Source organism: Streptomyces rectiverticillatus (assembly GCF_013394065.1).
Lineage (GTDB): Bacteria > Actinomycetota > Actinomycetes > Streptomycetales > Streptomycetaceae > Streptomyces > Streptomyces rectiverticillatus.
The window spans coordinates 3,326,753-3,353,046 of sequence record NZ_CP040752.1 but is presented as its reverse complement, the minus strand read 5'-3'; the positions used below and the strand labels follow the sequence as shown (position 1 = coordinate 3,353,046).

The following is a 26,294-nucleotide window of genomic DNA, read 5'->3' as shown; positions in this document are numbered from 1 at the left end:
GACGTGGAGAACCTCATCGGATTGCTCGTCGTGGCACCGCTGCTGGGCGCGGCCGTGCTGCTGTGCGGCGGGCGCAGGCTCGACCGCGGCGGGCCCTGGATCGGCACGCTGTTCGCGGCGGTGTCCTTCGCGATCGGCGTGGTGCTCTTCGCCGCGCTGCTCGGCCGCGACGCCGACGACCGCACGCTGGACGCCACGGCCTTCAGCTGGGTGCCCGTCGGCGGCTTCCGCGCGGACGTCGGCTTCCACCTCGACCAGCTGTCGATGACCTTCGTCCTGCTGATCACGGGCGTGGGCACGCTCATCCACCTCTACTCCGTGGGCTACATGGCGCACGACGAGCGGCGGCGGCGCTTCTTCGGCTATCTCAACCTCTTCCTCGCCGCGATGCTCCTGCTCGTCGTCGCCGACAACTACCTCCTGCTGTACGTCGGCTGGGAGGGCGTCGGCCTCGCCTCGTACCTGCTGATCGGCTTCTGGCAGCACAAGCCGAGCGCGGCCACCGCCGCCAAGAAGGCGTTCCTCGTCAACCGCGTCGGCGACATGGGCCTGTCCATCGCGATCATGCTGATGTTCACCACGTTCGGCACCTTCGCGTTCGGCCCCGTCCTGGAGCGGGCCACGGAGGCGGGCGAGGGCAAGCTGACGGCCGTCGGGCTGATGCTGCTGCTCGCCGCCTGCGGCAAGTCCGCCCAGGTGCCGCTGCAGTCCTGGCTCGGGGATGCGATGGAGGGCCCGACCCCGGTCTCGGCCCTCATCCACGCGGCCACGATGGTGACCGCCGGCGTCTATCTGATCACCCGCTCCGGCGCGATCTTCAATGCGGCGCCGGACGCACAGACCGCGGTGGTCACGGTCGGCGCCGTCACGCTCCTCTTCGGTGCGATCGTCGGTTGCGCCAAGGGCGACATCAAGAAGGCCCTGGCCGGCTCCACCATGTCCCAGATCGGGTACATGATCCTGGCCGCCGGGCTGGGACCGGTCGGCTACGTCTTCGCGATCATGCACCTGGTGACGCACGGCTTCTTCAAGGCCGGGCTCTTCCTCGGCGCCGGCTCCGTCATGCACGGCATGAACGACGAGGTCGACATGCGCCGCTACGGCGGCCTGCGGAAGTACATGCCGGTCACGTTCGTCACCTTCGGCCTCGGCTACCTCGCCATCATCGGCTTCCCCGGGCTGTCCGGCTTCTTCTCCAAGGACAAGATCATCGAGGCCGCCTTCGCCAAGGGCGGCACCGAGGGCTGGATCCTGGGCGGCGCGGCCCTGCTGGGCGCGGCCATCACCGCGTACTACATGACGAGGGTGATGCTGCTGACCTTCTTCGGGGAGAAGCGCTGGCAGCCCGATGCCGAAGGCAACCTCCCGCACCCCCACGAGTCTCCGCGCACGATGACCGTCCCGATGGTCGTGCTCGCCTTCGGATCGGTCTTCGCCGGCGGCCTGTTCAGCATCAACGACACCTTCCTGAAGTGGCTGGAGCCGGTCACGGGCCACGCGCACGGCCACTCGCCCGTCAGCGCCCTGACCGTCACCGCGGCCACCATGGTCGTGCTCGTGATCGGCGTGGCGCTCGCCTGGGCGCAGTACGGGCGCCGGCCCGTCCCCGTCACGGCTCCCCGCGGCAGCCTGCTCACCCGGGCCGCCCGGCGCGACCTCCTGCAGGACGACTTCAACCACGTCGTGCTGGTCCGCGGAGGCGAGCACCTCACCCGCAGCCTGGTCTACGTCGACCACACCCTGGTCGACGGCGTCGTCAACGGCACCGCCGCCTCCGTGGGCGGCCTGTCGGGCCGGATGCGCAAACTGCAGAACGGCTACGCCCGTTCGTACGCGGTCTCGATGTTCGGCGGTGCGGCGGTGCTCATCGCCGCCACCTTGCTGATGAGGGCGGTTTAGCCATGTCCTTTCCCCTGCTGACGCTCACGGCCGCGGTCCCCGCCGTCGGCGCGGTTGCCACCGCGGCCGTGCCGGCCGGGCGCCGCACCGCCGCCAAGTGGCTCGCGCTCGCCTTCTCGCTCGCGACGCTCGCCCTGGCGGCCGTGCAGCTCGTGCGCTTCGACCCCGACGCGAAGGGGCCCTTCCAGCTCACCGAGTCGCACGCCTGGATCAAGGACTTCGGGGTCCGCTACGAACTGGGCGTGGACGGCATCGCGGTCGTCCTGATCGCCCTGGCCGCGCTGCTGATCCCGTTCATCATGCTGGCCGGCTGGCACGACGCCGACCCTCAGGAGAGTGGTTCCTCGCGCTGGCGCCCCACCCAGGGCTTCTTCGCGCTGATCCTCATGGTCGAGGCGATGGTGGTGATCTCCTTCGAGGCCACCGACGTCTTCCTCTTCTACATCTTCTTCGAAGCCATGCTCATCCCGATGTACTTCCTCATCGGCGGCTTCGGGGACCGCGCGGGCGAGCGCACCGAGGGGGACGCCGCCGCCCAGCGCTCGTACGCCGCGGTGAAGTTCCTCCTCTACAACCTCGCCGGCGGGCTGATCATGCTGGCCGCCGTCATCGGGCTGTACGCGGTCACCGCCGACCAGCTCGGCACGGGCACCTTCTCCCTCCAGGAGATCGTCCAGGCGCGCGCCGCCGGCAAGCTGGACTTCGCGACCACCACCGAACGGGCCCTGTTCCTCGGCTTCTTCTTCGCCTTCGCCGTGAAGGCCCCGCTGTGGCCGCTGCACACCTGGCTGCCCAACGCCATGGGCGAGGCCACGGCGCCCGTCGCCGTGCTGATCACCGCCGTGGTCGACAAGGTCGGCACCTTCGCGATGCTCCGCTTCTGCCTCCAGCTCTTCCCGGAGGCCTCGAAGTGGGCCACCCCCGTCATCGTCGTCCTGTCGCTGATCAGCATCCTTTACGGGGCGCTGCTCGCGGTCGGGCAGCGCGACATCAAGCGGCTGGTCGCCTACGCCTCGATCTCCCACTTCGGCTTCATCGTGCTCGGCATCTTCGCGATGACCAGCCAGGGCCAGAGCGGCGCGGCGCTCTACATGGTCAACCACGGCATCTCCACGGCCGCGCTGATGCTCGTCGCCGGCTTCCTGATCTCCCGCCGCGGCTCGCGGCTCATCGCCGACTACGGCGGCGTGCAGAAGGTCGCCCCGGTCCTCGCCGGCACCTTCCTCGTCGGCGGCCTCGCGACGCTGTCGCTGCCGGGCCTCGCGCCGTTCGTCTCCGAATTCCTCGTCCTGGTCGGCACGTTCAGCCGCTATCCGGCCGCCGGTGTGGTGGCCACCCTCGGCATCGTGCTCGCCGCCCTCTACGTCCTCGTGCTCTACCAGCGCACCATGACCGGGCCGGTGAAGGAGGAGGTGCGGGGCATGCCCGACCTCAGGGCGCGCGAGCTGGCCGTCGTCGCCCCGCTGATCGCCCTGCTGCTCTTCCTCGGCGTCTACCCCAAGCCGGTGACCGAGATCCTCGACCCGGCCGTCCGGCACACGATGTCGCAGGTGCACGAGGCCGACCCCCAGCCCGACGTGAACGATGTGGAGGCCGCGAAGTGAGCCACGCAGCATCCGTCCACAGCCTGTGGACGATGTCGGCCGCCGCGCCGCAGAAGATCCCGGCGCCGCACATCGAGTACGCCCAGCTGTCACCGACGCTGATCGTGCTCGGCGCCGCGGTGCTCGGCATCCTCGTGGAGGCGTTCCTCCCGCGGCGCGCCCGCTACCACGCGCAACTGCTGCTGTCCTGCGTCGCCCTGGCCGCGGCCTTCGCCGCCGTCGTCGCCCTGGCCGCCGGAGGCTACGCCACCGGCAAGGCGCACGCCGCCGCCATGGGCGCCATTGCCGTCGACGGCCCGGCGCTGTTCCTGCAGGGGACCATTCTCCTCGTCTCCCTGGTGGCCGTGTTCACCTTCGCCGAGCGGCGCCTGGACCCGGCGGCGCACGGCAAGCCCGTCGACTCCTTCGCCGCCCAGGGCGCGGCCGTGCCCGGCGGCAAGGCGGAGCAGGACGCGGTGAAGGCCGGTTTCACCACCACCGAGGTCTTCCCCCTCGTGCTCTTCGCGGTGGGCGGCATGCTCGTTTTCCCCGCCGCGGACGACCTGCTGACGCTCTTCGTCGCGCTGGAGGTCTTCTCCCTCCCGCTGTACATCCTGTGCGCGCTGGCCCGCCGCAAGCGGCTGCTGTCGCAGGAGTCGGCCGTGAAGTACTTCCTGCTCGGCGCCTTCTCCTCGGCCTTCCTGCTGTTCGGCGTGGCCCTGCTCTACGGCTACGCCGGCACGGTCACCTACTCCGGCATCGCCGACGTGGTGAACGGTTCCGTCCGGACGCTCGACCCGGCCCTCGCCGCCACCACCGGCAACGACGCCCTGCTGCTGATCGGCGGCGCGCTCGTGCTGATGGGCCTGCTGTTCAAGGTCGGTGCGGTGCCCTTCCACATGTGGACGCCGGACGTCTACCAGGGCGCCCCCACGCCCGTCACGGGCTACATGGCCGCGGCCACCAAGGTCGCCGGCTTCGGCGCGCTGCTGCGGCTGCTGTACGTGGTCCTGCCGGGGCTGCGCTGGGACTGGCGGCCGGTGATGTGGGGCGTCGCGATCATCACGATGCTGGTCGGCGCGATCGTGGCCGTCACGCAGACCGACGTGAAGCGCCTGCTGGCCTACTCCTCCATCGCGCACGCGGGCTTCATCCTCGCGGGTGTCATCGCGACGACCCCCGACGGCGTGTCCTCCGTGCTGTTCTACCTGGGCGCGTACTCCTTCGTCACCCTCGGCGCGTTCGCGGTCGTGACGCTCGTGCGCGACGCGGGCGGGGAGGCCACGCACCTGTCCAAGTGGGCAGGCCTGGGCCGCCGTTCGCCGCTGACGGCCGCCACCTTCGCGGTCTTCCTGCTGGCGTTCGCCGGCATTCCGCTGACGAGCGGCTTCGCGGGCAAGTTCGCCGTGTTCAAGGCGGCGGCGCAGGGCGGGGCGGGGGCGCTGGTCATCGTCGGTGTGGTGTCCTCGGCGATCGCCGCGTTCTTCTACGTCCGGGTGATCGTGCTGATGTTCTTCAGCGAGCCGAAGGCGGACGGGCCGACGGTGGCGGTGCCGAGCGCTCTGACTTCGTCGGCCATCGCGATCGGGGTTGCCGTCACCCTGGTGCTGGGCGTTGCGCCCCAGTACTTCCTGGATTTGGCCGGCCAGGCAGGGGTGTTCGTGCGGTAGCAGGAGGACTCACGGCTCGGCCCCGGACCCTCGAGGGGGTCCGGGGCCGAGCCGTGTACGGAGTCAGCTCGCCGGCTTCGCGGGCAGGCCGCCCGGGAGGCCGGCCGGCTTGCCGTCGCCGCCCACGGCCTTGCTCATCTTGTCCTGCTTGCCGGAGGCCCAGGCCACGGTGAAGGACTTGCCGTCGAAGTCCTTGATGGTGCCCGTGCTGTAGTCCGTGCTGCCGTCCTGGCAGTGCTTGATGGTGATCGTCGCCGGCTGGGAGTTGTCGACGAGCGTGCCCGAGCAGGCGGTCTTCCCGCTGAGCATCACCGTGTTCTGGGCGAACGACAGGATGACGATGCTCTTGTCGGTGAGCTTGCCGCCGTTGGACCAGCCGCCCGCGAGCTCGGCCGCCGTCACGCGCTTGCCGTCGGCGGCGGGTGCCGACGGCTGCTCCGCCGGGGCCTGGGAGGCCGGCGTGGTGCCACCGGCCTTCTTGTCGTCCTTGCCGCCGTCGCTCTCGCTGCTGCAACCGGTCATCAGCACAGCGGCGCAGAGCGCCGCCCCCGTGATCTGTACTGCCTTGCGCACGTGTCTCCTCCGAGTCGTTCTGGACACGACAAATTAGCAGCCCTGATCCGGCCGTCCGGAAGTCCGCACTCCACGGCGGAGGTTCGGCGGTATCACCCGCCTCCGCCGTCCGCGCTGTCGCTCATCACGTTCTTGTGCACGGCCCGCGCCGCCCAGTCCGTACGGATGAGCCGGCGCATGGCCTGCCGCTCGGTCCGGCGCCCCCAGCCGGGGCAGAGCGCCCCCGATATGCCGATGGCGGACGCCAGCGCGGCGAGTGCGCGGGCGCGCGGGTCGGCGAAGCCGCCGCGACGGGCGAGCTCGAAGCGCTCCCGCGCCGCCGTCGTCAGGTTCACCGGGCCCAGGGAAGAGTGCTGGTACGGGATGAGGCCGAGGAAGCGGCGGGTCTCCATGCGCAGCGCACCCTGCTCCGCCAGCCGGGCCAGACAGGCCTCTTCGAGGCGCCGCGACGCGCTCCGCACCCAGCGGGCCGTCCGCGGCCCGCCGCGTTTCGCGTCCTGGCCGGGCTGCTGCAGGCTCGCCACCGCCGTGGCCAGCAGCGGGTCGTCCGGCGGCAGCGGGTTCGTCACCTGCACCCGGCCGCGCTCCTCCACGACCCTCCCGGCCAGCCGCAGTTCGGCCAGCACCGCCCCGGCCACGCCGTACGCCGAGGCGTGGCCGGTGCGCATCAGCTTGCGCCCGCTGACCGGGTCGAAGCAGAGCAGCAGCAGTTCCTCGGGGAGCGTGGGGTGCGGGGCGCCGGCCGTCATGGCGTCGCGCCGCCGTGGGCGGGGACGTCGCGGGCCGGGAGGATGCGGCCGGTGACCTCGCCGAGGCCGATCCGGGCGCCGTCCGGGCCCGGCGCCCAGGCCGTGAGGGTGACCTCGTCGCCGTCCTCCAGCCACGGGCCCTTGCCGGCGGTGAGTTCGAGGAGGCAGCCGAGCTGGTCGGGCTCGGGGCCGCTGACCGTACCGGAGGCGAAGAGGTCACCGGTGCGCAGCGTCGCGCCGTTGACCGTCATGTGCGCGAGCTGCTGGGCGGCGGTCCAGTACATGGCGGAGAACGGCGGCCGGGAGACCGTCGCGCCGTTGACCGTCACCTCGATGCGCAGGTCGATGCCGCCGGGCTCGGCCGTGGAGTCGTCGAGGTAGGGCAGGAGCGGGTGTGTGCGCTCCGGCGGCGCCGTGCGGGCCTCGTCGAAGGCGTCGAGCGGGGTGATCCAGGCCGAGACGGAAGTGGCGAAGGACTTGCCGAGGAACGGGCCGAGGGGGACGTACTCCCAGGCCTGCAGGTCGCGCGCGGACCAGTCGTTGACGAGGCAGACGCCGAAGACGTGCTCGCGGAAGTCGGCGAGGCCCACGGGCGCGCCGGCGGGGGTGCCGACGACGAAGCCGACCTCGGCCTCGATGTCGAGGCGGCGCGAGGGGCCGAAGGACGGGGACGGCTCGGAGGGCGCCTTGTGCTGGCCCTGGGGCCGCACGACGTCGGTGCCGCTGACCACGACCGTTCCGGCGCGCCCGTGGTAACCGATGGGCAGGTGCTTCCAGTTGGGCGTGAGGGGCTCGCCGTCGGGGCGGAAGATGCGGCCGACGTTGGTGGCGTGGTGCTCGCTGGAGTAGAAGTCGACATAGTCGGCGACCTGGAAGGGCAGGTGCAGCGTCACGTCGGCGAGCGGGTGGAAGGGCCCGTCGGCCAGCCAGGTGCGGACCTCGGCGCGCACGGCCTGCCAGACGGCCCGGCCGGCGGCCAGGAGAGGGTTGAGCGTGGGCTGCTCCAGCAGGGCGGTGTGCGCGGAGCCGTGGGCCGCCGCCGCGGCCGCCGCGTCGAGGACGGAGGTTCCGTAGCGGACGCCGATGCGGGGCCGGTCCGGGGCGTCGGCGGTGGTGAAGACGCCGTACGGGAGGGTGGCCGCACCGAAGGGGTCGCCTTCGGCAAGCTCGCGGGGGCTGTGCTGGGGCATGGGACGCTGCCTCGCTCTCTCCTGGACGCTCCGGGAAGCCGGTGGGCCCCGCCGGGGCCCGCGGCCCCACATTACGTGCTGGTGGCCGGCAGGCAAGGGGTGTCAGGAGGGGGTCTCGCGGCGGGCTCCTCCCGTGCGCCCGGGCGGTCCTTCGGGCGCCTTCCGAACGGCTGCCCGCAGATCGTCCGAACCACTGTCCGAGCTCCGGCTAAAGAGCACCCAATATCCCGTAATTCCTTGCTGGAAGCGGCTATTCCGAAGTAGCGTCCTTAATCGGGCCAGGCACAGTGGGGGGCCGCTGCGGCTGAGGGGCCGAGGGGGATGCTGGTGGCGAGCAGGAGCACGCCCATCGCGGCGGACCGGTCCGTTCCAGGACTGATCGTGAAGATCGGTGACTATCCCCTGCACCACGGCGGGGTGGGCGCGATCCGCAGCCTCGGCAGACTCGGCATCCCCATGTACGCCATCACGGAGGACCGCTGGACGCCCGCCGCCGTCTCGCGCTATCTGCGCGGCGGCTTCGTCTGGCGCACCACGGGCACCGAGTGCCCCGGGGAGCTGGTCGAGGGCCTGCTGCGGATCGGCCGCGAGATCGGCCGCCCCGCGGTCCTGCTGCCCACCGACGAAGAGGCCGCGGTGCTCATCGCCGAGCACACCGGGGAGCTCTCCGGCAGCTTCCTCTTCCCGCCCGTGGAGCCCGAGCTGCCGCGCAGGCTGGCGAGCAAGCAGGGGCTGCACGAGCTGTGCGTGGAGCACGGGGTGCCGTCCCCGGAGGCCCTGTTCCCGGCCTCGTTCGAGGAGATCGAGGAGTTCGCGGAGCGCGCCCGCTTCCCCCTCGTCGCCAAGAACAGGGAGGCGTTCGAGCGCCGCCGCAAGCCCGCCGTGCACGGCACCACCCGCATCCGCGGGCCGCGCGAGCTGCTGCAGCTGGCGCGCGGCTGGGGCCCGTCCCCGGGCGTCATCCTCCAGGAGTACCTGCCCCGCGAGCAGGCCGAGGACTGGATCGTGCACGCCTACTTCGACGCCGAGTGCACCCCGCTCGCGATGTTCACGGGCGTGAAGGTGCGCTCGTGGCCGCCGCACGCGGGCATGACCGCCAACGCCTACGTCGTGGACAATCCCGAACTGGCCGACATGACCGCCCAGTTCATCAAGCAGATCGGCTTCTGCGGGATCGTCGACCTGGACTGGCGGTTCGACCGCCGCGACGGCCGGTACAAGCTGCTGGACTTCAACCCCCGCATGGGCGCACAGTTCCGGCTCTTCGAGAGCGAGGCCGGCATCGACGTCGTCCGGGCCCAGCACCTGGACCTGACCGGGCGCAGAGTCCCGGAGGGCGAGCAGCCCGCCGGGCGCCGGTTCATCGTGGAGAACATCGACCTGCCCGCCCTGGCCGCCTACCGCCGCAGCGGCTACAGCACCCCGCATGCCCCGCCGCGCCCCACCGGCACGGAGCTGGCCTGGCTCGCGCGCGACGACATGAAGCCCTTCTTCACCATGCTCGCCCGGTTCGTACGACCGGGTGTGCGGCACCTGTGGCAGATGTGGCGCTCCAGGCGCGCCGCCGCGTCCGTCGCCGAATAGCTGCTGTCGAAACCAACCGCTGCCGAACGAACTGCTGTCGAACCAACCGTCGCCGAATAACCGTCGCCGAGTGTCCGCCGTCATCAACGAGTACCGGTCATGCATAGCGAGTAACGCCCTGGGAGGGGACTCGTGACACTTCCCGTAGCAGTCATCGGGGCCGGCCCGTACGGTCTGTCGACCGCCGCCCACCTGCGGGCCCGTGGGATAGCGACCCGCGTCTTCGGCTCGCCGATGGTGAGCTGGCGCGAGCACATGCCCGCCGGGATGATCCTGAAATCCACCCCTTCGGCCTCCAGCATCGACGCGCCGCAGCCCGGCCACACCCTGCTCGACTTCTGCCGGGAGACCGGCGAGCGGCGCTTCGAGTCGGACTGGGACACCATCCCGGTCGAGACGTTCTCGCGCTACGGCCTGTGGTTCCAGGAGCGCCTGGTGCCCGAGCTGGAGCAGGTGCGCGTGGTGTCCGTGGACCGCAGGGCCGCGGACTTCGAGCTGAAGCTGGACTCCGGGGAGCAGTTCGCCGCCCGCGCGGTGGTGATCGCCACGGGCCTGAGCGGGCTGGCGCAGCTGCCGCCCGAGCTGGCCGCGGCCGTCCCCGACGGGCCGTCCGTCTCGGGGCCGGTCTCGCACAGCTCCCAGCACCGGGACCTGTCGCGGTTCGCCGGGCGCGAGGTGGTCGTCATCGGCGCCGGGCAGTCGGCGCTGGAGACGGCGGTGCTGCTGGCGGACGCCGGGGCGGCGTCGGTGCGGGTGGTCGCCCGCCGCAAGGGTGCCGTCCGCTTCGGCGCGGCGCCGGACGGCCAGCCGCGGCTGAAGCCTGACACCCCTTTCGGCCGTGCCTGGTCGCTCTACGCGTTCTCGTACCACGCCGATGGTTTCCGCCATCTTCCGGCGCCCGCCCGCCGGTTCCTCGTGCAGCGCGTGCTCGGCCCGCTCGGCGCCTGGTGGCTGCGCGAGCGCTTCATCGGCCGGGTCCACGTCTCGGAGGGCAAGCGGATCACCTCGGCCCGCGTCGAGGAGGGCCGCCCCGTCCTCGGCCTCGCCGGCCCGGACGGGGCGAGCGCGGGGGAGCTCGCCGCCGACCACGTCATCGCGGCGACGGGCTACCGGGTCGACCTCGCGGCCATGGACTTCCTCGGCCACGGCCTGCGCACCAGGCTCGCCGTCGGGGCGGGCGGCCCCCGGCTCGGCCCCGGCTACCGCGCCTCGGTACCGGGGCTGTTCTTCACGGGCCTGCCGGCCGCGGCCAGCTACGGCCCGGTCATGCGGTTCGTCTGCGGTACGGAGTACGCCTCGCCGCGGCTGGCGCGGGCGGTGGGGGTGCTGCCGTAGGCCGTGGCACCTGCCGTAACCCGGGTTACGGCCGTAATCCTTAGTACTGCCGTAACCCGTAGGGGTAAGGCAGAGGGCGCGCACCGCCCCCGGCCCGGGCCGCGGGGCGGCACGCGCCTTCTGCCCGCCCGAGGGGCGTCCGCCGTTCCGCGGGGCCCGCCAGGGGCCGGCAGGGCGCCGCCGGACACGAAGCAGGGGGCTGACCGCCGTTGCGGCGGGGTGAGGGCCCCGGCCCCGCCCTTTCACCGTTTCCCGGGGGCAAGCCCCCGGTCCCCCGAGGGCCCGGGGCGGCGCCCCGGTTGCGGGCCGAACCTGCCCGAGCCCGGGCCGTGTCCGCCCCGGTGGCCGAAACCCACGACTTCAGGCCCGCCCGGCAGGGCCCCTCGCGGGGTGACCAAGGGCCGCGCGGGGCACATGTCAGGTCGCACCCACGTCGCACCCACGTTGCGTACCAGCACGCGCATCGGGTCGCGGAGGACGCCGGACACCGGCCGGGACGAGGGTCCGTGAAGGGCCCGGGACAGCACAACCCGGACGGGCGGCCACGGTGATCCACAGCCGACCGGATACGCTGACTTTCGGTGGAGACAGCGACACATCGACAAACCCCGTGTTCGCAGGCAGACAGGAGTACCCCTCGTGACCGTCGTCGGGCCTTTCGGGCTGAGCGTGCGGGACCAGGCTCTTGAAGCCGATGTCCAGGCGGGACTGGCCGCTGTCGAGGAGGGACTCCTCGAGGCCACCAAGAGCGACGTGCCCTTCATCACCGAGGCCGCACAGCACCTCGTGCGCGCCGGAGGCAAGCGTTTCCGGCCACTGCTGGTGATGCTCGCCGCCCAGTTCGGCGACCCCTACGCCCCGGGCGTCGTCCCCTCCGCCGTCGTCGTCGAGCTCACGCACCTGGCCACCCTCTACCACGACGACGTCATGGACGAGGCCGAGAAGCGTCGCGGCGTGGACAGCGCCAACGTCCGCTGGGGCAACTCCCTGGCCGTCCTCACCGGCGACTTCCTCTTCGCCCGCGCCTCCCAGATCCTCGCGGACCTCGGCCCCGAGGCCGTCCGCATCCAGGCCGAGGCGTTCGAGCGGCTGGTCACCGGTCAGATCCTGGAGACCGCGGGCCCCCGTGACGGCCGCGACCCCATCGAGCACTACCTCGACGTCCTCGCCGGCAAGACCGGCTCGCTGGTCGCCGTCTCCGGGCGGTACGGCGCGATGATGTCCGGCGCCGACGAGCGCACGATCGACGTCCTCACCCACTACGGCGAGCGCCTCGGCATGGCCTTCCAGCTCGCCGACGACGTCCTCGACATCGCCAGCGACTCCCACGAGTCCGGCAAGACCCCCGGCACCGACCTGCGCGAGGGCATCGCCACCCTCCCCGTCCTCCACCTGCGCGCCCGGGCCGCCGCCACCGGCTCGCCCGCCGACCTCGAACTGTGCGAGATGCTCGACGGCGACCTCGCCGACGACGCCCTCCACGCCGAGGTGCTGCGCCGCCTGCGTGTCCACCCCGCCCTGGAGCAGGCCCGCCGCGACACCGTGCGCTACGCCGAGGAGGCGCGGTCCACGCTGGCCCCGCTGCCCGACTGCTTCGCCAAGGCCGCCCTGGAGAACCTCTGCGACGCCGTGGTGCACCGCGCGGGCTAGCGCCCGCGGGCGGGCTTCTTCCGCCGCGGCGGTGCGCCGCAGGGCCCGCGGCCTCCCCCTCACAGGCGGCCGCCCGTAGGGGGTCGTCCTACCCGAGGCGTACACGGACTTGATCCCGTCGTCTGATGACCCGGCAGGCCGTCTCTGGTGGAATCGAAGTGTCTCGAGGCGAGGGAAGAGACCGGGGAAATGCCCCGGAATCCCCGCTCCACCACCGAGCGGCCGGGCTCACAATGAGCTCAGGGGGTGGCGAGTGCACGACACGTCGAGACCGCCGCCGACGACGGAGGTAGAGGACATGGCACGCAACGAACCGACCCACGGCACCGACGGGGCGGCCGGCGCCGGGGAAAGCGCCGGGCGGGCGCCGGGCCGCCGCAAGGCCGTCCGCTACGCCGTCCCGGTTGCGGTGGCCGGCATCGCCGCGGCATCGATCGGGATCGGCACGGCGCTCGCGAGCAGCGGCGACCCCGACCTGCCCGGGATCAGCGCGCAGGACCTCATAGCCAAAATGGCGAAGTCGGACACGCAGCAGCTGTCCGGCACCGTCAAGGTCACGACCGACCTCGGCCTGCCCTCGATGCCCGAGGGCCTCTCGCTCGGTGACGGCCCGGGCGGCAAGGCGGGCCACGGCCCGGCCGGCAAGGGCGAAGGGGAGGACGCCGCCTCGCCGCAGGCCAAGCTCACCGAGCTCGCCTCCGGTACGCACACCCTGCGCGTCGCCGCCGACGGCCCGGACAAGCAGCGGCTGTCGATCGTGGAGCGCGCCGCGGAGTACAGCCTGATCCGCAACGGCGACCAGGTCTGGGCGTACGACAGCAAGAGCAACACCGTCCACCGCTCGACGGCCCCCAAGGACGCGAAGGGCGGCAAGGAGGCCCCCGAGGAGCTGCGCGGGGCCTCGCCGCAGGACCTCGCCAAGAAGACGCTGGCCGCCGTGGACGACTCCACGTCGGTGTCGGTGGACGGTACGGCCAAGGTCGCCGGCCGGGACGCCTACCAGCTGGTCATCAAGCCCAAGCAGGCCGAGTCGACGGTCGGCGCGGTCCGTATCGCGGTGGACGCGAAGAACGGCGTGCCGCTGAAGTTCACGCTCGCTCCGAAGGGCGGCGGCAAGGCCGTCGTCGAGGCGGCCTTCACCAAGGTCGACTTCGCGAAGCCGGCCGCGGACACCTTCGCCTTCACCCCGCCGAAGGGCGCCAAGATCACCGAGGACCGGGACGGCAAGGACGGCAAGGGCGGCGGCAAGGCCGGTGCGGACGACCGGAAGAAGGGCCTGGACGAGTCCGGTCTGTCCGGCATGAACGTGATCGGCAAGAGCTGGACGTCGATCGCCGAGTTCAAGACGCCCGGCGGCGTGGGGCCGGGCGCGGGTGCCAAGGGTGCCAAGGGCGGCAAGGACGCCGGCCCGGCCGGTGCCCTGCTGGACGGCCTCGGCAGCAAGGTCTCGGGCTCCTTCGGCTCGGGCCACGTCTTCAGCACCCGCCTGGTCAACGCCCTGGTCACGGACGACGGCAAGGTCTACGTGGGCGCCGTCACCAAGGACGCGCTGGTCAAGGCCGCGTCGAAGTAGCACGTACAGCAAAGTGGCACGTAGGGCGCAGTAGTACGTACTGCTGTACGTACAGCAGTACGTACAGCGGATCGCAGGCAGGGAGGCCCCATGGAGGAGCTGTCCGCCGCCGGGGAACCGGCGATAGCCACCCACGCGCTCACCAAGCGCTACCGGGGCGGGCAGCTCGCCGTCGACCGGCTCGACCTCGTCGTGCCGCGCGGCAGCGTCTTCGGCTTCCTGGGCCCCAACGGCTCCGGCAAGACGACCACCATCCGGATGCTCATGGGGCTGATCGAGCCGACCTCCGGCGTCGCCCGCGTCCTCGGCGAGGAGATGCCGCGGGCCGGGCGGCGCGTGCTGCCCCGGGTGGGGGCGCTGATCGAGGGACCCGCCCTCTACGGCTTCCTCAGCGGCCGCGACAACCTCGTGCGGTTCGACGCCGCCGATCCCACGGCCGACCCGCGCACCCGCAAGGCCCGGGTGGACGCCGCCCTGGACCGGGTCGGGCTGGTCGCCGCGGCGGCCAAGAAGGCCCGCGCGTACTCCCTGGGCATGAAGCAGCGCCTGGGCCTGGCCGCGGCCCTCCTGCAGCCGCGCGAGCTGCTGGTCCTGGACGAGCCGACCAACGGCCTCGACCCGCAGGGCATGCGCGAGATCCGCACCCTGGTGCGCGGCCTCGCCTCCGAGGGCACCACGGTCTTCCTCTCCTCGCACCTGCTCGACGAGATCGAGCAGGTGTGCACCCACGCCGCCGTGATGGCCCAGGGCCGCCTCCTGACCCAGGGCACGGTCGCCGCACTGGCCTCCTCCGCGCGCGGCAGGCTGGCCGTCACCACCCCCGACACGGCGGAGGCCGTCCGCGTGCTCAAGGAACACGGCGTGAACGACCTCACCGTCGACGACGACCGCGTCACCGGCGAACTGCCCGCCGTGGCCCGGGAGCTCGCGGACCTCAACGCCGCGCTCGTCCGCGCGGACGTCCGCGTGCGCTCCTTCGGCACCGAACGCGCCTCCCTGGAGGACGCCTTCGTCGCACTCACCGGAGAGGGATTCGATGTCGCAGGCTGAGGCCGTTCCGGCCGTTCCGGCCGCCGCGGGGAGGCGCGCCCCCCGCCCGCTGTGGGCGCTGTCGCTCTTCCGCAGCGAGGTGGCGACGGTGTTCCGGCGGTGGCGCACGCTCGCGCTGCTGGGCGTGCTCGCGGCCGTACCCGTGCTGGTGGGCATCGCCGTGAAGATCGAGACGCAGGACGGCGGCTCGGCCGGCCAGGGGGGAGCGGGCCCGGCGTTCATCAGCCAGGTCACCAACAACGGCCTCTTCCTGGTCTTCACCTCGCTGGCCGCGACCCTGCCCTTCTTCCTGCCGATGGCCATCGGCGTGATCGCGGGCGACTCCGTCGCGGGCGAGGCGAGCTCGGGCACGCTGCGCTACCTGCTGGTCGCGCCCGCGGGCCGGACCCGGCTGCTGCTCGTCAAGTACGCGGCGACGCTGACGTTCTGCTGCGCGGCGACGCTGACCGTCGCGGCCTCCGCGCTCGCCGTCGGGGCGTTGCTCTTCCCGCTGGGGGACGTGACGCTGATCAGCGGGGTGACGGTGTCCTTCGGGGAAGGGCTGCTGCGGGCGCTGGCGGTCGCGGGGGCGGTGGCGCTGTCGCTTGTGGGCATCGCGGCGCTCGGGCTGTTCGTCTCCACGCTCACCGGCAGCGGGATCGCGGCGATGGCCACCACCGTGGGCCTGCTGATCACGGCGCAGATCCTCGACCAGTTCCCGCAGCTGCACGCGATCCAGCCGTACCTCTTCCCGCACTACTGGCTGAGCTTCGCGGACCTGCTGCGCGCCCCGGTCTACTGGGACCAGCTGCTGGACAACCTCGGGCTGCAGGCGCTGTACGCGGCCGTGTTCGGCTCGGCGGCGTGGGCGCGGTTCACGACGAAGGACATCACGGCCTGAGGGGCCGGTGCAGGGCCGTGCGGGGCCCGGGCCGCCCGTGGTGAGGGGTGCGGGCCCGGGAGGCGTGTGACGGCCTCCCGGGCCCGCGTGCGGGGTTGTGCCCTCAGTGGTCTGTGCCGGACCGGGCGGGCCGGCCGGTCCGGGTGGACGGGCTCAGAAGGTGAGCTTCCAGCCGTCGATGCGCCCGGTGTCCTGCGCGGCGATGTCCTGGACGCGGAGCTTCCACGTCCCGTTCGCCGTCTCCCCGGATGCGTCGACGGTGTACGTGGCGACGACGTCGTCCGCGGAGTCGTTGCCGCTGGAGTCCTTCAGCCGGTACGCCTTCCCGCTCGGCCCGACGAGGTCGACGACCAGGTCGCCGCGCCAGGTGTGCTTGATGTCGACGGAGGCCTTCAGGGCGGACGGCGCGTTGCCCGTGAGGCCGGAGACCGTCAGGGGCGACTCGACGGCCGCTCCTGCGTCGGGGACGGCGAGCTGCGACTTGCTCTCGAAGATCTTCCCCTCGGACGGGTTGGTGGTGCCGCCGCTCAGCGTCCACACCGCGCTCGCGATGGCGTCGGTGTTGGTGTCGAGCGCCTTGTCGCCGATGTTCGCCGAGGTGTCGCAGGACGAGTGGTAGCAGCGGTCGAAGGGCTGGCCGGCGGTGCCGCCCCACTTCTGGGCCTGAGCGGCGGTCTTGCGGTAGTCGGCGCCGCTGAAGAGGCCGCCGACGGGGATGCCGACCCGCTGGAAGGGAGCGTGGTCGGAGCGGCCGTCGCCCTCGGTGTCGATCTCGGTGGCGATGTTCTTCGCGGCGAACCAGTTCTCGAAGAGGGCCTTGAGGTTCTGGTCGTAGCCGTAGACGAAGTAGCCGGGGTTGGGCGAGCCGATCATGTCGAAGTTGAGGTACGCGTCGATCTTCCCGCGCTCGCCGGCCGGGAGCTGGTTGACGTAGTGGCTCGAACCGCGCATGCCGAGCTCCTCCGCGCCCCACCAGCCGAACCGCAGGTGCTTGGCGGGCTTGTAGCCCTCGCGGGCCACGGCGAGCGCGGTTTCGAGGACGCCGGCCGAACCGGAGGCGTTGTCGTTGATGCCCGGCCCGGCGGAGACGGAGTCCAGGTGGGCACCGGCGAAGACGACGTGGTTCGCGTCGCCGCCGGGCCAGTCGGCGATGAGGTTGTAGCCGGTGGCGCCGCCGGTGGTGAACTGCTGCACGGTGGTGGTGAAGCCGGCCGCGTCCAGCTTGGACTTCACGTAGTCGACCGACGCCTTGTAGCCGGGGCGGCCGTGGGCGCGGTTGCCGCCGTTGGCGGTGGCTATGGACTGCAGTTGGGCGAGGTGCGCCTTGACGTTGGCGACGGGTATGTCGGGTCCGGCGGCGGCGACCGGACGGGCCGTGGCGGCGGTGGGAACCGCCAGGGCCGGGCCGGAGGCGGCGCCGAGCAGGGTGGCCGCGAGAGCCGCACCGGTGGCCAGGAGGGCGCCGGTGCGGGATCTTCGGGGGCGTGGGGGCGGCAGGGTGGGACCGCTGAGTTCAAGCATGGGGGGCTCCCAACTCATTTTGACGTGGGCATGATGTTGAGGGCGCCCCGAAAGAGCGTCAAGGGCGGATTTCGGACAGGGGACACCGGTTTCCGGATATCGGGCGGGTCCCGACGGGCCCTTACTGGCCCTGAGCTGTGACTTCTGGTGCCTGTGGGGCAGTTGTGACTTCTGTGTTACGAATGGCGGTGGCGCCCGCCGCGCCCGTCCCCGTCGCCCCGACCGCGGCGGCCCGCGCCGTCCGCAGCTCGGCCCGTGCCCTGCGCGTCGTCCGCAGCGCGTCCCACGTCAGCACGGCCAGCGCGAGCCACACGAGCCCGAAGCCCGCCCAGCGCTCGGCCGGCATCCCCTCGTGGAACACCAGCAGCCCCAGGGCGAACTGGAACGTCGGCGCCAGGTACTGCACCATCCCCACCACCGACAGCGGCAGCCGCACCGCGGCCGTGCCGAACAGGATGAGCGGCACCGCGGTGATCGCCCCCGAGCACATCAGCAGCGCGGTGTGCCCCGCGCCCTCGCTCACGAACGTGCTGTCCCCCGTCGCCCCGAGGAACACCAGGAATCCCAGCGCCGGAAGGAACTGCACGGCCGTCTCCGCCGCCAGCGACTCCAGCCCGTCCAGTCCCACCTGCTTCTTGATCAGGCTGTACGTACCGAACGACGCCGCGATCGCGAGGGCGATCCACGGCGGCTTGCCGTAGGCCACCGCCAGCACGAGGACCGCGGCCACGCCGACACCGACCGCCGCCCACTGCGCGGCCCGCAGCCGCTCCCGCAGGACCACCACGCCGAAGGCGATGCTGACGAGGGGGTTGATGAAGTACCCCAGCGACGTCTCCACGACATGCCCGGAATTGACGCCCCAGATGTAGATCCCCCAGTTTACGGAGATCGTCGCCGCGCCCAGCGCGATCATGCCGATCCGGCGGGGCTGCCGCAGCAGCGGGCGTATCCACGCCCAGCGCCGGGTCACGAGGAGCACGACCACCACGGCGGCCAGCGACCACACCATGCGGTGCGCCAGGATCTCGACGGGCCCGGCCGCGTCCAGGAGCGGCCAGTACAGGGGGAAGAGCCCCCAGATGCCGTACGCGGCGAAGCTGCAGATCAGGCCCGTGCGGGTTTCGTTACGGGGTTCACTGCGTGATGGCGGTGCGGGTGCGTTCATGGTCCCCTCCGGAGCGTGGTGCGACCTTGCGAAGGTAACCGAGGAGGATCCGGCACCGGCGCACCCGGCGGTGGCGGGCTCAGCGCAGTGCCGAGGTGCGCAGGCGTGCCATCGCCGCGGTCACATCGAACGGCACCACCGTCACCGCCACGTTCGGCAAATGCTGCAGCGTCTTCGCGAGCTCGTCCCCGGAGTCGGTGTGCAGCACCGCGGCGAGCGGCCGGGCGTACGTCCGGCGGGGGACGAGGAGCGTCAGGGCGGTCGTCCCGTCGGCCGTGTCGCGCGCGGCGAGCGCGGCGACGGCGTGCCGCAGCCGCCGGTCCGGGCAGTCGACGAGTTCCAGCGGCACATCCGTCCCGGGCAGTTCCTCCCACCGCGCGGCCAGCCGCCGCGCCCGCGCCTCGTCGATGACGAAGTGCACGGCCCGCACCTCGTCGGGCCGCAGCTCGTGCGCGTACCGCAGCGCCTTGACGGCGGCGAGGTCGAGCACGTCGAGGAGCACGTACACGAGGTGCCGCCGCCAGCGCGGCTCGGCGGCTTCGGTGAGGGGCGGCATGGTCTCCAGGGCGGCGGCTTCCTCGCGGTACTCGCGGTTGATGCGGATGAGCGCCCACACGCCGATCGGGAAGACCACGACGACCAGCCACGCGCCCTCGGTGAACTTCGTGATCGCGAAGACCACGACGACCAGGGCCGAGACCACGGCCGCCACGAGGTTCACCCCCGTCCTCCAGCCGCGTTCCCGCCGCCGCCAGTAGTGGGCCGTCATCCCGGCGGCGGCCATCGTGAAGCCCGTGAAGACGCCGATCGCGTACAGGGCGACCAGCTTGTCGACGTTGGCGCCGGTGACCAGCAGCAGCGCGAGGGCGACGACGGTCAGGGAGATGATCCCGCTGGAGAACGCCAGCCGGTGGCCGCGCCGCGTCAGCTTCCGGGGCAGGAAGCGGTCCTCGGCGACGAAGCTGGCGAGGAAGGGGAAGCCGGTGAAGGGCGTGTTGGCGCCGGTGTAGAGGATGAGCGCGGTCGCCAGCTGTACGAACGCCAGCCCGGCCGTGCCCACCCGGCCGTCACCGAAGACGAGGTGGGCCTCCTGGGCGACGACGGTCGGGTTGCCGTCCACGTAGGGGACGGCGTGCGTGTAGTGGGCGAGGGCGGAGACACCCAGCACCATGATGCCGAGGACGCAGCTCATGACGGTCAGCGTCCGCCGCGCGTTGACGCCCTGGGGCGGGCGGAAGGCGGAGACGCCGTTGGAGATGGCCTCCAGTCCCGTCAGCGAGGAACCGCCGTTGGCGAACGCGCGCAGGACCATGAAGAGGGAGGCGCCGTAGAGCCAGCCGTCCCCCTCCCGGCCGAGCGGCACGACGCCCGGGGCGTGCAGGTCGGCGTGCGGGAGCCCGCCGTCCAGCGCCCGTACGAGGCCGACGACCAGCAGGAGCGCCACGGCGAGCATGAAGAGGTACGCGGGCGCCGCGAACGCCCGCCCCGCCTCACGGATCCCCCGCAGATTCCCGTACATCAGCAGCACCACCACGGCCGCGGTGATGGGCAGCTTGAGGTGGTCGATGCCCGTGTACCCCTCGCCCGTGAGGTGGGCCAGGGAGATCAGCGCGTCGGTGCCGGCCGCGGTCTGGACGGCGACCGTGACGATGTAGTCGACGAGGAGCGCGACGGCGGCGATCTGGGCGATGCGCGGCCCGAAGTTCTCGCGCGCGACGACGTACGACCCGCCCGCGCGCGTGTACACGGACACCACGTCGCGGTACGAGAGCGTCAGGAGCAGCAGGACGAGCAGGATCGCGCCGGTCACCGGCATCAGCAGGGTGAACGCGGCGGCCCCGGCGACGGGCACGAGGATGCGCAGCATCTCCTCGCTGCCGTACGCGGTGGAGGAGATGCAGTCGGAGGCCAGCACCCCGAGCGCCATGGGGTTGCTGAGCTTCTCCTGGGAGAGCTGCTCGGTGACCAGGGGCGGCCCGAGCAGCCGGCACTTCACGCGGTAGGCGAGCCGGTCGCGGATGGGGGGAGAGAGGGTGGCATCGGGGTCGGCCATGGCTCCCATGAGAGCGGGCGAGTGGGGGAGGAGGCGTCAGACGCCCCCGGACGGGCCGGAAATCAGCCCGTCCGAGCACCTCGGCTCACCTGTCCGGTGATCTACGCGATGGCCTGCCGAAGCCTGCCGATGACCTGTCCGACGGCTTATCCGACGGCCTATCCGACGACCGTCCACGTGTCGTTCCCGGCGAGGAGCGCCGTCAGGTCGCCCTTGCCCTTCTCTTCGATCGCCGCTTCGAGCTGATCGGCCATCTGGGTGTCGTAGACCGGCCGCTCGACACTGCGGAAGACACCGATCGGCGTCCGGTGGAGGGTGTCGGGGTCGGCGAGGCGGGAGAGGGCGAAGGCCGTCGTGGGCGACGCGGAGTGGGCGTCGTGGACGAGGACGTCGGCCTCGTTCTCCGGCGTGATCTGAACGACCTGCAGGTCGCCGGTGGCCGCGTTGCGCACGACCCCCTTGTCGTTCTCCGCACCGAAGCGGATGGGCCGGCCGTGTTCCAGGCGGATGACGGCTTCCTTGGCCTGGTCGCGGTCCTTCAGCGGCTCGAAGGCGCCGTCGTTGAAGATGTTGCAGTTCTGGTAGATCTCGACCAGGGCGGTGCCGGGGTGCTCGGCGGCCTGCTGCAGCACTTCGGTGAGGTGCTTGCGGTCGGAGTCCACGGTCCGCGCCACGAACGACGCTTCGGCGCCGAGGGCCAGGGAGACCGGGTTGAAGGGCGCGTCCAGCGACCCCATGGGCGTGGACTTGGTGATCTTGCCGGTCTCGGACGTGGGGGAGTACTGCCCCTTGGTCAGTCCGTAGATGCGGTTGTTGAAGAGGAGGATCTTGAGGTTGACGTTGCGGCGGAGGGCGTGGATGAGGTGGTTGCCGCCGATGGAGAGGGCGTCGCCGTCGCCGGTGACGACCCAGACGGAGAGGTCGCGGCGGCTGGTGGCGAGGCCGGTGGCGATGGCCGGGGCGCGTCCGTGGATGGAGTGCATCCCGTAGGTGTTCATGTAGTACGGGAAGCGGGAGGAGCAGCCGATGCCGGAGACGAAGACGATGTTCTCTTTGGCGAGGCCGAGTTGGGGCATGAAGCCCTGGACGGCCGCGAGGATGGCGTAGTCGCCGCAGCCGGGGCACCAGCGCACTTCCTGATCGGACTTGAAGTCCTTCATGGACTGCTGGGCTTCGGCCTTGGGCACCAGCTTCAGTGCCTCAGTCATCGATGGCCTCCTTGAGCACGGTGGCGAGCTGCTCGGCCTTGAACGGCATGCCGCTGACCTGGGTGTAGGAGCGGACGTCGACCAGATAGCGGGCCCGCAGGAGTGTGGCCAGCTGGCCGAGGTTCATCTCCGGCACGACGACGGTGTCGTAGGTCGCGAGCACGTCCCCGAGATCGGCAGGGAAAGGGTTGAGATGGCGCAGGTGCGCCTGCGCGACGCGGCCGCCTTCCGCGCGGACGCGGCGGACGGCTGCGGTGATCGGTCCGTAGGTCGAGCCCCAGCCCAGGACGAGGGTGCGGGCCTGCCCGGAGGGGTCGTCGACGGTGAGGTCCGGCACCGCGACACCGTCGGTCTTGGCCTGGCGGGTGCGGACCATGAAGTCGTGGTTGGCGGGGTCGTAGGAGATGTTGCCCGTGCCGTCCTGCTTCTCGATCCCGCCGATGCGGTGCTCCAGCCCCGGCGTGCCCGGCACCGCCCACGGCCGGGCCAGGGTCTGCGGATCACGCTTGTACGGCCAGAACACCTCCGTGCCGTCCGCCAGCGCGTGATTCGGGCCGGTGGCGAACTGCACCCGCAGGTCGGGGAGTTCGTCGGGCTCGGGGATCCGCCAGGGCTCGGAGCCGTTGGCGAGGTAGCCGTCGGAGAGCAGGAAGACCGGGGTGCGGTAGGTCAGCGCGATCCGCGCCGCATCCAGCGCCGCGTCGAAGCAGTCCGCCGGGGTCTTCGGGGCGACGATGGGCACCGGCGCCTCGCCGTTGCGCCCGTACATGGCCTGCAGCAGATCCGCTTGCTCGGTCTTGGTGGGCAGGCCGGTGGAGGGGCCGCCGCGCTGGATGTCGACGATCAGCAGCGGCAGCTCCAGCGAGACCGCCAGTCCGATCGTCTCCGACTTCAGTGCCACACCCGGCCCCGAGGTCGTCGTCACCGCCAGCGCGCCACCGAAGGCCGCACCCAGGGCGGCGCCGATGCCGGCGATCTCGTCCTCGGCCTGGAAGGTCCGCACGCCGAAGTTCTTGTGCCGCGACAGCTCATGGAGGATGTCGGAGGCCGGGGTGATCGGGTACGAGCCGAGGTAGAGCGGCAGGTCCGCTTGCCGGGCGGCGGCGATCAGGCCGTAGGACAGGGCCAGGTTCCCGGAGATGTTGCGGTACGTACCGGCGGGGAAGGCCGCCGTCGCCGGGGCGACCTCGTACGAGACGGCGAAGTCCTCCGTCGTCTCGCCGAAGTTCCAGCCGGCGCGGAAGGCGGCCACGTTCGCCTCGGCGATCTGCGGCTTCTTCGCGAACTTCTTCCGCAGGAACGCCTCGGTGCCCTCGGTCGGGCGGTGGTACATCCACGACAGCAGACCGAGGGCGAACATGTTCTTGCTGCGCTCGGCCTCCTTCCGCGACAGCCCGAAGTCCTTCAGCGCCTCGATCGTCAGCGTCGTCAGCGGCACGGGGTGGACGTTGTAGGCATCCAGCGTGCCGTCGTCCAGGGGGCTGGTGTCGTAGCCGACCTTGGCCATGGCGCGCTTGGCGAATTCGTCGGTGTTGACGATGATCTCGCCGCCCCGCGGCACGTCCGCGAGGTTCGCCTTCAGTGCGGCGGGGTTCATCGCCACCAGCACATCGGGTGCATCGCCCGGCGTGAGGATGTCGTGGTCGGCGAAGTGCAGCTGGAACGAGGAGACACCCGGCAGGGTCCCGGCGGGGGCGCGGATCTCGGCGGGGAAGTTCGGCAGGGTCGACAGGTCGTTGCCGAACGAGGCGGTCTCGGAAGTGAAACGGTCACCCGTCAGCTGCATGCCGTCCCCGGAGTCACCCGCGAAACGGATGATCACCCTGTCCAGCCGGCGCACCTCCTTGGAGGAGGCGGCCCCTTCGGCGGGGTCGCGCTGCGCGGTGAGGGGCGACGGCGCCTGTCCCGCGCTCGGCGGGGCGGCGGCCCCGCCCGGCTGCTCGGCTGGTTCGGCCTGTTCGGCCGGGCTGCTGACCTGGCTGGTCACTGCTTCGGACCTCCCTCTGGCGGCGGCGCGCACACGGTGGTGCCCGACCGGCGTTCCCACGGGCCATCGTACGTGGGTAAGGGCTGCCTACCTGGGATGGATCACAAGAAGAAGCGGGGCATACAGCTTCCGCTTGTCCGGATATGGGGCGGTTTCGTCGTCCCCCGGGCGCCGCCCGTCCCGTGCCCGCTCTCTAGGTCTTTGGTGCTAGGTCCTCGCGCGGCCGCCCCCTCTCACCAGGGCGGCTGTCCATTGCTGACGGTGTGTCAGATGATCAGGACCGGAGGTAGGTCAGCACGGCCAGCACGCGCCGGTGATCCCCATCACTAGGGGAAAGCCCAAGCTTCAGGAAGATGTTGCTGACGTGCTTCTCGACGGCTCCGTCGCTCACCACCAGCTGCTTGGCAATGGCCGAATTCGTACGCCCCTCCGCCATCAGGCCGAGGACCTCCCGCTCGCGCGGAGTGAGCCCCGCGAGCACGTCCTGCTTCCGGCTGCGGCCCAGCAGCTGGGCGACGACCTCGGGGTCCAGCGCGGTGCCGCCGCGCGCCACCCGCACCACCGCGTCCACGAACTCGCGGACCTCGGCCACCCGGTCCTTGAGCAGATAGCCCACGCCCGTGCTGCTGCCCGCCAGCAGCTCCGTCGCGTACTGCTCCTCCACGTACTGCGACAGGACCAGCACACCCAGGCCCGGGTGCTCCTTGCGCAGCTGCACCGCGGCGCGCACGCCTTCGTCCGTATGGGTGGGCGGCATCCGTACGTCCGCCACGACCACGTCCGGCAGGGCGCCCTCGTCGGCGAGCTCCCGGATGGCCTTGATCAGCGCCTCGCCGTCGCCGACGCCCGCCACGACGTCGTGGCCCCGGTCGGTCAGCAGCCGGGTCAGGCCCTCCCGGAGGAGCACCGAATCCTCGGCGATGACGACTCGCACCCTGTCCTCCACGACCTGTGGTCCCCCCGCTCCGGCAGCATGTGACGCGCTAAGCATGTCACGCAGGGAGCCGGCCCCGCCGCTGCACGACGGGGCCGGTGTACGGCGGGGCCGCTGTACGAGGAGGCCGGTTTACGACGGGGCCCGGCGGGGGTCCGGCGGCTCAGCCGCGCCAGGGCAGCTCCGCGGTGACCGCCGTCGGCCCGCCCTCCGGCGAGTCGACCACCAGCAGGCCGTCCACCGAGCCCAGCCGCTCCGCGAGCCCGGCCAGCCCGCTGCCCCGGGCCGTGGACGCCCCGCCGCGGCCGTCGTCCCACACCTGGAGCAGCAGGCGGCCCGCCGAGTGCCACACGTCCACGCGGGCGCTGCGGGCGCCGCTGTGCTTGCTGATGTTCTGCAGGAGCTCGGAGACCGTGAAGTACGCGATGCCCTCGATGGCGGGTGCGGGCCGTGCCGGAAGGTCCACCTCGGCCTGCACCGGCACCGTGCAGCGGGCCGCCAGCGCGGACAGGGCCGGGCCGAGGCCCCGGTCGGTGAGGATCGCCGGGTGGATGCCGCGGGCCAGGTCGCGCAGCTCCTGCAGGGCGAGCTTCACTTCGCCGTGCGCGTCGTCGACCATCCGGGCAGCCGCCTCCGGGTCCTCCTCCAGCTTCTCCTTGGCCAGGCCCAGGTCCATGGCCAGGGCGACGAGGCGGGCCTGGGCGCCGTCGTGCAGGTCGCGTTCGATGCGGCGCAGGTCGGCGGCCGCGGTGTCGACGACCACGCCGCGGTCCTCCTCCAGCTCCCACACCCGCTCCGCGAGCCGCGAGGGGCCGAGCAGGCCGCTCACCAGCAGCCGGTCGACGGAGGCGAGGCCCCGGATCACCCACGGGGTGGCCAGCACCACGAGCAGGCCGGCGGCGCAGGTCACGGCGATCTCGAAGGGGTTGTCGACGAAGAGGCCCGCGCCGTGCCCGGAGTCGCCGCCGATCTGCATGCCGGGCTGGCCCCCCCACCTCGGGTACATCCACCAGTACGCCGGATAGAGGAACAGCAGCCAGCCGACCGACCACATCACGACCGAGACGGTGAACGCCCCGACCGCCCACGGCAGGTGCAGCACCGCGTAGAGCAGGTGCCGCCAGGACACGCCGCTCTTGAGGAGCCCCCCGACCCACGGCATGAGCCCGCGGCGGCCGTTCCGCGGCCGCACCGGCTCGGGCTCGCTGATCTCCAGCTTCAGCAGGCCCCGGGCACGGGCCCGCTCGACGGCGCCCAGCGCCCGTACGCCGACGAGCGCTGCGGCCAGCACGGGCACGCCCACGAAGGTGATCAGCAGGCCCATGCCCGCCGCCGTCATCGTCACCGCGTACGAGAAGGTGAGGACCGCCATCGGCAGGCTGAGCAGGAGGTAGAGGAACTCGCGCCAGGTGCGGCCCTCCAGGGGCGCGCGCAGTACGGCGGGCACCCGGTGGGCCCGGCGCGCCTCCGCCCGGCCGTAGTCCCTGTAGTCCATCGCCATGTCGTCGTCCGATCTCCTGGTCGCGGTGGTTGCTCCGTACCTCAAGGCTCGCTGAGGGCGGAGCCCCGGACCATGGAGCGAGTGGGTGTTCCGGGGGTGGGGCTGTCCCTACCCCCGGCCTGCGGGAACAGGGCGCAGGCCTGCGGGGACGGGGGCCGGCCCGTGCGGTTCAGCCCGCCGTGCGCT

At 72.0% G+C, this 26,294-nt stretch carries 19 protein-coding genes; 9 read left to right on the top strand and 10 right to left on the bottom strand.

The annotated features are described in order from the left end of the window. Positions 1-3: 3 nt before the first annotated feature. Genes nuoL through nuoN form a run of 3 tightly spaced genes read left to right on the top strand, consistent with a single transcriptional unit; the run spans position 4 to position 5,152 of the window. Positions 4-1,899, top strand: a complete 1,896-nt coding sequence (gene nuoL, locus FGW37_RS14400) for an NADH-quinone oxidoreductase subunit L (RefSeq protein ID WP_179081423.1) — start codon at positions 4-6, stop codon at positions 1,897-1,899. 2 nt (positions 1,900-1,901) lie between these two features. Beyond that, positions 1,902-3,503 carry an NADH-quinone oxidoreductase subunit M gene (locus FGW37_RS14395; protein ID WP_179081422.1) on the top strand — a complete coding sequence of 534 codons (1,602 nt, stop codon included), beginning with the start codon at positions 1,902-1,904 and terminating at the stop codon, positions 3,501-3,503. After that, the gene (nuoN, locus tag FGW37_RS14390; RefSeq protein ID WP_179081421.1) at positions 3,500-5,152 is read left to right on the top strand and encodes an NADH-quinone oxidoreductase subunit NuoN; all 1,653 of its coding nucleotides are present in this window, start codon (positions 3,500-3,502) and stop codon (positions 5,150-5,152) included. The genes FGW37_RS14395 and nuoN overlap by 4 nt, the downstream gene beginning before the upstream one ends. A gap of 63 nt (positions 5,153-5,215) precedes the next feature. Here the strand turns inward: nuoN and FGW37_RS14385 are convergent, their stop codons facing one another. The 3 genes from FGW37_RS14385 to fahA form a co-directional block, all read right to left on the bottom strand. Continuing rightward, positions 5,216-5,725, bottom strand: coding sequence for a hypothetical protein (locus tag FGW37_RS14385; RefSeq protein ID WP_179081420.1), 510 nt, complete (start codon positions 5,723-5,725; stop codon positions 5,216-5,218). A gap of 92 nt (positions 5,726-5,817) precedes the next feature. Further along, positions 5,818-6,474, bottom strand: a complete 657-nt coding sequence (locus FGW37_RS14380) for a GOLPH3/VPS74 family protein (RefSeq protein ID WP_179081419.1) — start codon at positions 6,472-6,474, stop codon at positions 5,818-5,820. Beyond that, entirely contained in the window at positions 6,471-7,664 is a 1,194-nt protein-coding gene (gene fahA, locus FGW37_RS14375) for a fumarylacetoacetase (RefSeq protein ID WP_179081418.1), read from the bottom strand. The genes FGW37_RS14380 and fahA overlap by 4 nt, the downstream gene beginning before the upstream one ends. A gap of 321 nt (positions 7,665-7,985) precedes the next feature. On the opposite strand from fahA, the gene FGW37_RS14370 reads away from it, so the two are divergent. The 6 genes from FGW37_RS14370 to FGW37_RS14345 all read left to right on the top strand — a co-directional run bounded on the left by FGW37_RS14370 (position 7,986) and on the right by FGW37_RS14345 (position 15,736). Continuing rightward, on the top strand, positions 7,986-9,248 hold the full coding sequence (locus tag FGW37_RS14370; protein ID WP_179081417.1) for a carboxylate--amine ligase: 1,263 nt from the start codon (positions 7,986-7,988) through the stop codon (positions 9,246-9,248). 132 nt (positions 9,249-9,380) lie between these two features. Beyond that, positions 9,381-10,583 carry an FAD-dependent oxidoreductase gene (locus FGW37_RS14365; RefSeq protein ID WP_179081416.1) on the top strand — a complete coding sequence of 401 codons (1,203 nt, stop codon included), beginning with the start codon at positions 9,381-9,383 and terminating at the stop codon, positions 10,581-10,583. 639 nt (positions 10,584-11,222) lie between these two features. Further along, the gene (locus tag FGW37_RS14360; RefSeq protein WP_179081415.1) at positions 11,223-12,233 is read left to right on the top strand and encodes a polyprenyl synthetase family protein; all 1,011 of its coding nucleotides are present in this window, start codon (positions 11,223-11,225) and stop codon (positions 12,231-12,233) included. A 298-nt stretch (positions 12,234-12,531) separates the two neighbouring features. After that, a complete protein-coding gene (locus FGW37_RS14355) occupies positions 12,532-13,806 on the top strand; it encodes a LolA family protein (protein WP_179081414.1) in 1,275 nt (424 codons plus the stop codon). A gap of 90 nt (positions 13,807-13,896) precedes the next feature. After that, complete coding sequence (locus tag FGW37_RS14350; protein WP_179081413.1) at positions 13,897-14,856, top strand: ABC transporter ATP-binding protein; 960 nt, start codon at positions 13,897-13,899, stop codon at positions 14,854-14,856. Beyond that, complete coding sequence (locus FGW37_RS14345) at positions 14,843-15,736, top strand: ABC transporter permease (RefSeq protein WP_179081412.1); 894 nt, start codon at positions 14,843-14,845, stop codon at positions 15,734-15,736. Before FGW37_RS14350 ends, FGW37_RS14345 begins: the two co-directional genes overlap by 14 nt. 153 nt (positions 15,737-15,889) lie before the next feature. Here the strand turns inward: FGW37_RS14345 and FGW37_RS14340 are convergent, their stop codons facing one another. From FGW37_RS14340 to FGW37_RS14310, 7 genes are all read right to left on the bottom strand, one after another. Continuing rightward, positions 15,890-17,257, bottom strand: a complete 1,368-nt coding sequence (locus FGW37_RS14340) for a M28 family metallopeptidase (protein ID WP_179081411.1) — start codon at positions 17,255-17,257, stop codon at positions 15,890-15,892. A gap of 121 nt (positions 17,258-17,378) precedes the next feature. Beyond that, positions 17,379-18,425: an EamA family transporter RarD gene (gene rarD, locus FGW37_RS14335; RefSeq protein ID WP_179081410.1), complete on the bottom strand. Its 1,047-nt coding sequence runs from the start codon at positions 18,423-18,425 to the stop codon at positions 17,379-17,381. A gap of 79 nt (positions 18,426-18,504) precedes the next feature. Further along, on the bottom strand, positions 18,505-20,478 hold the full coding sequence (locus FGW37_RS14330) for an APC family permease (RefSeq protein ID WP_179081409.1): 1,974 nt from the start codon (positions 20,476-20,478) through the stop codon (positions 18,505-18,507). A gap of 158 nt (positions 20,479-20,636) precedes the next feature. Next, entirely contained in the window at positions 20,637-21,686 is a 1,050-nt protein-coding gene (locus tag FGW37_RS14325) for a 2-oxoacid:ferredoxin oxidoreductase subunit beta (RefSeq protein WP_179081408.1), read from the bottom strand. Further along, the gene (locus tag FGW37_RS14320; RefSeq protein ID WP_179081407.1) at positions 21,679-23,673 is read right to left on the bottom strand and encodes a 2-oxoacid:acceptor oxidoreductase subunit alpha; all 1,995 of its coding nucleotides are present in this window, start codon (positions 23,671-23,673) and stop codon (positions 21,679-21,681) included. The genes FGW37_RS14325 and FGW37_RS14320 overlap by 8 nt, the downstream gene beginning before the upstream one ends. A 274-nt stretch (positions 23,674-23,947) precedes the next feature. Next, complete coding sequence (locus tag FGW37_RS14315; RefSeq protein WP_281394828.1) at positions 23,948-24,607, bottom strand: response regulator transcription factor; 660 nt, start codon at positions 24,605-24,607, stop codon at positions 23,948-23,950. Between the two features lie 163 nt (positions 24,608-24,770). Next, positions 24,771-26,108 carry a sensor histidine kinase gene (locus FGW37_RS14310; protein ID WP_179081405.1) on the bottom strand — a complete coding sequence of 446 codons (1,338 nt, stop codon included), beginning with the start codon at positions 26,106-26,108 and terminating at the stop codon, positions 24,771-24,773. Positions 26,109-26,294: the final 186 nt, after the last annotated feature.

Excerpts from the sequence above, each read along its gene's own strand:
- FGW37_RS14350 (WP_179081413.1), top strand. The coding sequence starts at position 13,897 with ATGGAGGAGCTGTCCGCCGCCGGGGAACCGGCGATAGCCACCCACGCG.
- FGW37_RS14395 (WP_179081422.1), top strand. The coding sequence starts at position 1,902 with ATGTCCTTTCCCCTGCTGACGCTCACGGCCGCGGTCCCCGCCGTCGGC.
- FGW37_RS14325 (WP_179081408.1), bottom strand. The coding sequence starts at position 21,686 with ATGACTGAGGCACTGAAGCTGGTGCCCAAGGCCGAAGCCCAGCAGTCC.
- FGW37_RS14355 (WP_179081414.1), top strand. The coding sequence starts at position 12,532 with ATGGCACGCAACGAACCGACCCACGGCACCGACGGGGCGGCCGGCGCC.
- fahA (WP_179081418.1), bottom strand. The coding sequence starts at position 7,664 with ATGCCCCAGCACAGCCCCCGCGAGCTTGCCGAAGGCGACCCCTTCGGT.
- FGW37_RS14370 (WP_179081417.1), top strand. The coding sequence starts at position 7,986 with ATGCTGGTGGCGAGCAGGAGCACGCCCATCGCGGCGGACCGGTCCGTT.
- FGW37_RS14380 (WP_179081419.1), bottom strand. The coding sequence starts at position 6,474 with ATGACGGCCGGCGCCCCGCACCCCACGCTCCCCGAGGAACTGCTGCTG.
- FGW37_RS14310 (WP_179081405.1), bottom strand. The coding sequence starts at position 26,108 with ATGGCGATGGACTACAGGGACTACGGCCGGGCGGAGGCGCGCCGGGCC.
- FGW37_RS14340 (WP_179081411.1), bottom strand. The coding sequence starts at position 17,257 with ATGCTTGAACTCAGCGGTCCCACCCTGCCGCCCCCACGCCCCCGAAGA.
- FGW37_RS14330 (WP_179081409.1), bottom strand. The coding sequence starts at position 20,478 with ATGGCCGACCCCGATGCCACCCTCTCTCCCCCCATCCGCGACCGGCTC.
- rarD (WP_179081410.1), bottom strand. The coding sequence starts at position 18,425 with ATGAACGCACCCGCACCGCCATCACGCAGTGAACCCCGTAACGAAACC.
- FGW37_RS14345 (WP_179081412.1), top strand. The coding sequence starts at position 14,843 with ATGTCGCAGGCTGAGGCCGTTCCGGCCGTTCCGGCCGCCGCGGGGAGG.